Here is a 4804-nt window from a genome sequence, read left to right on the forward strand (position 1 = left end):
GATCTCGCCGACGGTGAACAGCACCCCTGCGTACATGACACCGAAATGGTTACCGTTGCCCTCGACGGGCACCGTGGCCACCGCATGGCCGCGCCGCACCTCCTCGGCGTGCACACCCATCCGGTGGGCCATAACATCCCCCCCCCGGGGTCCGCGATGTCGGCCCCGGAACTCTGCGCCGAGCCGATAGCGATTGATACGCGGATGATTGCCGATCAATTGCTGTTTGGGCGATTTGTGCCCGTTGCACTACTCTTCCGGATGCGGAAATTGTGCACGAACTGTCGTTCCCCATTGCGCTCGAGCGTAACCACCGATATGCCCTAAGGGTTTGTGGCTCAGTGCGTCTCCGGCTGTCCGCCCGACCCCGGCCGTAGCGGTATGCGTTCGGCAGGACGAAAGGACATCGGTGTCAGTGACCACCCTGCGGCGCGACCATTCGGTCCGGCTCGCCGCGGCAGCTGCCGTTTTCGTCGCGGTGGCCGGCTGTTCATCCGGGGAGGCCGTATCCACGGACGGCTCCACCGGAAGCCGGACTCCGTCCCCGGTCGCACCCCCGCCGGAGCATATGGCGAACCTGCTGCCGGGAATGCCGCCGCCACCGCGGCCCGACGATATCTACGCCGCCAACCGGGAGTTGAGTCCGGCGGTCGCCGGTCATCGCGAACTGGTGTATGTGCCGAACAGTCAATCGCACGATGTCTCGGTGATCGACCCCGCGACCTTCCAGGTGATCGATACCTTCCCGGCCGGGGGCGTGGAACCGCAGCACGTCGTCCCGTCCTACGATTTGCAAACCCTGTACGTCACCAACGATCTGCCGATCGGCGGTGGCAGCCTGCTGCCGATCGATCCGCGGACCGGTAAACCCGGCGCGAGCTTCCCGGTGCGAGATCCGTACAACATGTACTACACCCCGGACGGCAAATACGCTCTGGTCGTCGCCGAAGCGGATAAATCGCTCGATTTCTACGACCCCCGTACCTGGGAGAAGAAACATGCCGTGGCAGTCCCGGACTGCGCCGGAGTCGACCATATGGACTTCACCGCCGACGGCCGGTTCGCCCTGGCCAGTTGTGAATTCGCCGGGCGAATGGCAGTGATCGATATCGCCGCCCGCGCCCTGGTACGGATCATCGATCTGCCCCACGCACCGTCCGGTATGCCGCAGGACGTCAAATTGTCCCCGGACGGCCGCACCTTCTTCGTCGCCGATATGCACGCCGGCGGTCTCTACACCTTCGACGCGCTGACCTTCGGCAACACCGGGTTCATCCCGACCGGCGCCGGCACCCACGGCCTGTACGTGACCCGCGATTCGAAACAGCTGCTCATCACGAACCGGGACGAAGGCAGTATCTCGGTCTGGGATTTCGCGGCCGGTGGTCTGGTGCACAAATGGTTCCTGCCCGGCGGCGGCAGCCCCGATATGGGCAATCTGTCCGCCGACGGCCGGACATTCTGGGTCTCCGGGCGCAAGCACGGCGAGGTCTACGTGATCGATATCGCCGAATGGAAACTGCTGGCCCGGATTCCGGTCGGCCAGGGCCCGCACGGTCTCACCGTCTGGCCGCAACCGGGCCGCTACTCCACCGGGCACACCGGGGTCATGCGTTAGCCGAAGTGGGCGGCATCGCCGTCGCGGTGATTGCGATCGGCACTGTCGCCGGTGCGGCGCAAGCGAGTGCTGGCACCGTCCTGCCGCTGCAACCGGCAACCGAGGTGACCGCACCGTCCGCCGATGCGATCGGCCTGTCGATCGCGCCGGGCTCATCGGCCGGCGAGGCCCAGCCAATACAGCAGCTCGCCCAGATCCTGTCGGCGATGTCCGCTGCCTGACCTCGGCAGTTGCTACCCGGCCCGGCTGTCCCTCCGGCTCCCACCGGAACGGCAGCCGGGCCGTTCGCATGTTCCGGCCCGGCATTGCGACCCGCGTGGCATCGGCGGACACTGGAGGAATGGTTGACAGAGAGCAGCGCACACCGTTCTACGGGGTGGTGTTGATTCTCGCGGCGCTCGGTGCGGCGATGGCGGTCAGCTACTACGGCCCGACGTGGTTCCGCGTCACCGTCTATATCCTCGCGATCATGGTCTTCCTGGTGGGCGGCGTGATGACCTTCCGGGACTATTCGCGCTGACGTCGTGCACGCCGATACCCGCCGCCCCGCTCGCCGGGGCGACGCGCAACGATGCGCTGGTGGCGCCGCGCCGATACCGGAGTGTCGATCTCCGTACTGCCGGTCTGGGGGCGACTCGCTCGGCCGTCGGGTCCGACAGCGCCGTGATCGCCGATCATGGGGGCCGATCCGGACCGGTCGGAGGCGGCCGATGCCGCCATGCAACGGCGCCGAACTCGAGCGGTGCGGCTGCCCGGACACAGCCGAAACGGCCAGGCACATCTCTCGAACATACGTTCTAAGATGGGGTAGGCTCCGCAGGGTGAACACACATTCGACTGCACTGGCACCGCAGGCGCCCGCACGGAGATGGTCGGACCTGGCCGATGTCGATTTGCTGCGCACTCTCGTCGAAACAGAGCGTCAGCGGCGGCGGCTGGGTGCCGCGATGGTCGCCGCGGTCGCCGAGGCCGAACGCCGTGGCCTCGCTGCCGATACCGGTTACCGGGACACCGCGGAGCTGTTGAGTGACCTGCTGCGGATAAGTACCACCGAGGCGCGCCGGCGAATCGAATGCGCCGCACCCCGGGCCCGATCACGTTCCAGAAAACCGTGGCGGGCATTGGCGGCGGCGAGCTGAGGCCGAGGCAGGGTCGTAGCAGGGCGACACCGGGGGCCGGAATTACGCGCCGCTCACCGCGCAGCCCGGCCGATTCGCCTGCGGCGGCAGGGAATCCGGGGCGGTTACGGCGAGCCGAATTCGGCCGCACCGCGAATGCTGTGCCCTCGGCGGGCACATCGAAGAGGTGAACGCGGATGTCCTGGGGCCTGCGCTGGTCGACTTGTGGTCGAAGCGGGTTTCGCCTTGGGCGGAGCCGAGGCGCGGTGTTCAGCGCGTGCCCCCCGCTGTGGTTATCCGAGTTGACCTCGCGCATCATGCGGGACCAGGAAGTGCCGTGCGCTCGGCCGGTACCACCGTGCGCGAAATGTCAGGTGCGGAACACCTCGGCTAGCGCTGTGCCGGGTCTCCTGCGCGTCCCGCACGACCGGCGAGATAGGTGAATGCATCCCGGAGTTGCTGCGGACCGACGACCTCTATCTCGGTGTCGAAGCGCGCCAGTGTCGAGGCGAGTGCGGCCCAAGACCAGGAACCGGTGTGCAGTCTCGTTCGCGTCGGACCGAGTTCCTCGGCGACACCGTCGCCGGCGAACGGCTCCACCTGCGTGATGGGGAGGTCGAGGATCACCTCGCCGCGGCACGGCCAGGTGTTCGCACTGTCGGAGCCTTTGAACCGGGCGGCGAGGAACGCGGCGATATCGTCACCCGGTAGCTGCCGGCGTGTGAAGCGGGGGCCGTTGGGGACCCGGAGCGTCATCCGGTCGGCACGGTAGACCCGCCAGTCCGCACGGTCGGGTGCCCATCCGATGAGATACCAGCGGCCACTCCGGGCCACGAGGTGGTGGGGCTGTATCCGGCGTGGTGGCGGCGCGGCGGTGCCGGCCTGCTGCGCCGGCGACCGATAGTCGAACCGCACTTCCTCCCGGGATCGGATTGCGGCGCTCAGGGCGAGCAGGACCTGGGTATCGGCCTGGGAATCGCGTCCGGCCGGCTCGACCGCGGTGATCTCGAAGGCATCGACGCGCTGCCGCAGCCGGGACGGCAGCACCTGGCGTACGGTCGCGAGGGCCCGCGCGGCGGCCTCTGCGATACCGGCGCCCGTCCCGGCGGCATTGCGCAAGGCTACGGTCAGCGCGACCGCTTGTTCGTCGTCGAACAGCAGTGGCGGTAGTTCGCTGCCGGCTCCGAGCCGGTAGCCACCGTCGGGTCCCTTGACCGCCGTGACGGGGTAGCCCAGTTCGCGCAGGCGATCGACGTCGCGGCGCACCGTGCGTTCACTGACACCCAGCCGCTGGGCGAGCAGCCCGCCCGGCCAGTCCCGGCGGACCTGCAGCAGAGACAGCAGCGAGAGCAGGCGGCGGGAGGTTCCCGTCGATGAGGCGGTCGGCATATGTTCAGACTGCCAGAAGTAGCGGACGTTCCCTGTCCTGTACCGGTGGCAGGGTGGCTTTCGCCGCCGGGGAACCCCGGCGCGGAAACCACTTCCGAAGGACGGATCACGATGTCGGTAAACGCTGTTGCCCACTTGAACTTCCACGGTCAGGCCGGCGCGGCCCTGGAGTTCTATCGGTCGGTGTTCGGTGGGCAGGCCACCATCGTCACCTACCGGGATTTCGGGATGCCCGCCGAGCTGCCCGACGCCCCCAAGGTCGCGTTCGGCCAGGTCGTCGCCGACAACGGCTTCCGGGTTATGGCCTACGACGTGCCCGGCGCAGAAGCTCCGGAGGCCCAGGGTGCGCCCACCACCCGCCGCGAGAACGGCACCACCCTCACCGAGGAGCCGTTCTTCCTCTCCGTCCGCGGCGAGACCGTCGAAGAGGTCGGCGCGCTGTGGAAACGCCTCGCCGACGGCGCCATCGTCATCGAGGAATACGGCCCGGCCCAGTGGGCGCCCGCCTTCGGGATGCTGACCGATCGCTTCGGTATCACCTGGGTCCTCGACGTCGCGGCCGAGTACGCCCAGGCCTGACGCCCGCCCGCACTCCGCCGGGGTGCGGGCGGAGCCCCCCCCCCCCCCGCCGGCGAGGCGATTCGAACATAACACGAGCCCCCCCAAGCGCACTCGCCCA

The 4804-nt window shown here is 68.3% G+C and carries 6 protein-coding genes; 5 read left to right on the plus strand and 1 reads right to left on the minus strand.

What is annotated here, in order from left to right; all coding sequences use genetic code 11:
* Window positions 1-409 precede the first annotated feature (409 nt).
* The 4 genes from QH276_RS00055 (at window position 410) to QH276_RS00070 (ending at window position 2757) form a co-directional block, all read left to right on the plus strand.
* Window positions 410-1618 (plus strand): YncE family protein, encoded by a 1209-nt coding sequence (locus tag QH276_RS00055; RefSeq protein ID WP_280401395.1) that lies wholly within the window; start codon window positions 410-412, stop codon window positions 1616-1618.
* 5 nt (window positions 1619-1623) lie between these two features.
* The gene (locus tag QH276_RS00060; protein WP_280401396.1) at window positions 1624-1839 is read left to right on the plus strand and encodes a hypothetical protein; all 216 of its coding nucleotides are present in this window, start codon (window positions 1624-1626) and stop codon (window positions 1837-1839) included.
* Window positions 1840-1958: 119 nt separating this feature from the next.
* Entirely contained in the window at window positions 1959-2138 is a 180-nt protein-coding gene (locus QH276_RS00065; protein ID WP_280401397.1) for a hypothetical protein, read from the plus strand.
* A gap of 301 nt (window positions 2139-2439) precedes the next feature.
* Window positions 2440-2757: a DUF222 domain-containing protein gene (locus tag QH276_RS00070; protein WP_280401398.1), complete on the plus strand. Its 318-nt coding sequence runs from the start codon at window positions 2440-2442 to the stop codon at window positions 2755-2757.
* Window positions 2758-3126: 369 nt separating this feature from the next.
* Here the strand turns inward: QH276_RS00070 and QH276_RS00075 are convergent, their stop codons facing one another.
* A complete protein-coding gene (locus tag QH276_RS00075) occupies window positions 3127-4125 on the minus strand; it encodes a helix-turn-helix transcriptional regulator (RefSeq protein WP_280401399.1) in 999 nt (332 codons plus the stop codon).
* Between the two features lie 111 nt (window positions 4126-4236).
* On the opposite strand from QH276_RS00075, the gene QH276_RS00080 reads away from it, so the two are divergent.
* Complete coding sequence (locus QH276_RS00080; RefSeq protein ID WP_280401400.1) at window positions 4237-4704, plus strand: VOC family protein; 468 nt, start codon at window positions 4237-4239, stop codon at window positions 4702-4704.
* Window positions 4705-4804 lie beyond the last annotated feature (100 nt).

It is taken from the genome of Nocardia carnea (assembly GCF_029869215.1).
Classification (GTDB): Bacteria; Actinomycetota; Actinomycetes; order Mycobacteriales; family Mycobacteriaceae; genus Nocardia; species Nocardia carnea_B.

What these genes read in the sequence shown, in the direction of transcription:
- QH276_RS00065 (WP_280401397.1), top strand. Translation starts at nt 1,959, where the DNA reads ATGGTTGACAGAGAGCAGCGCACACCGTTCTACGGGGTGGTGTTGATT.
- QH276_RS00075 (WP_280401399.1), bottom strand. Translation starts at nt 4,125, where the DNA reads ATGCCGACCGCCTCATCGACGGGAACCTCCCGCCGCCTGCTCTCGCTG.
- QH276_RS00080 (WP_280401400.1), top strand. Translation starts at nt 4,237, where the DNA reads ATGTCGGTAAACGCTGTTGCCCACTTGAACTTCCACGGTCAGGCCGGC.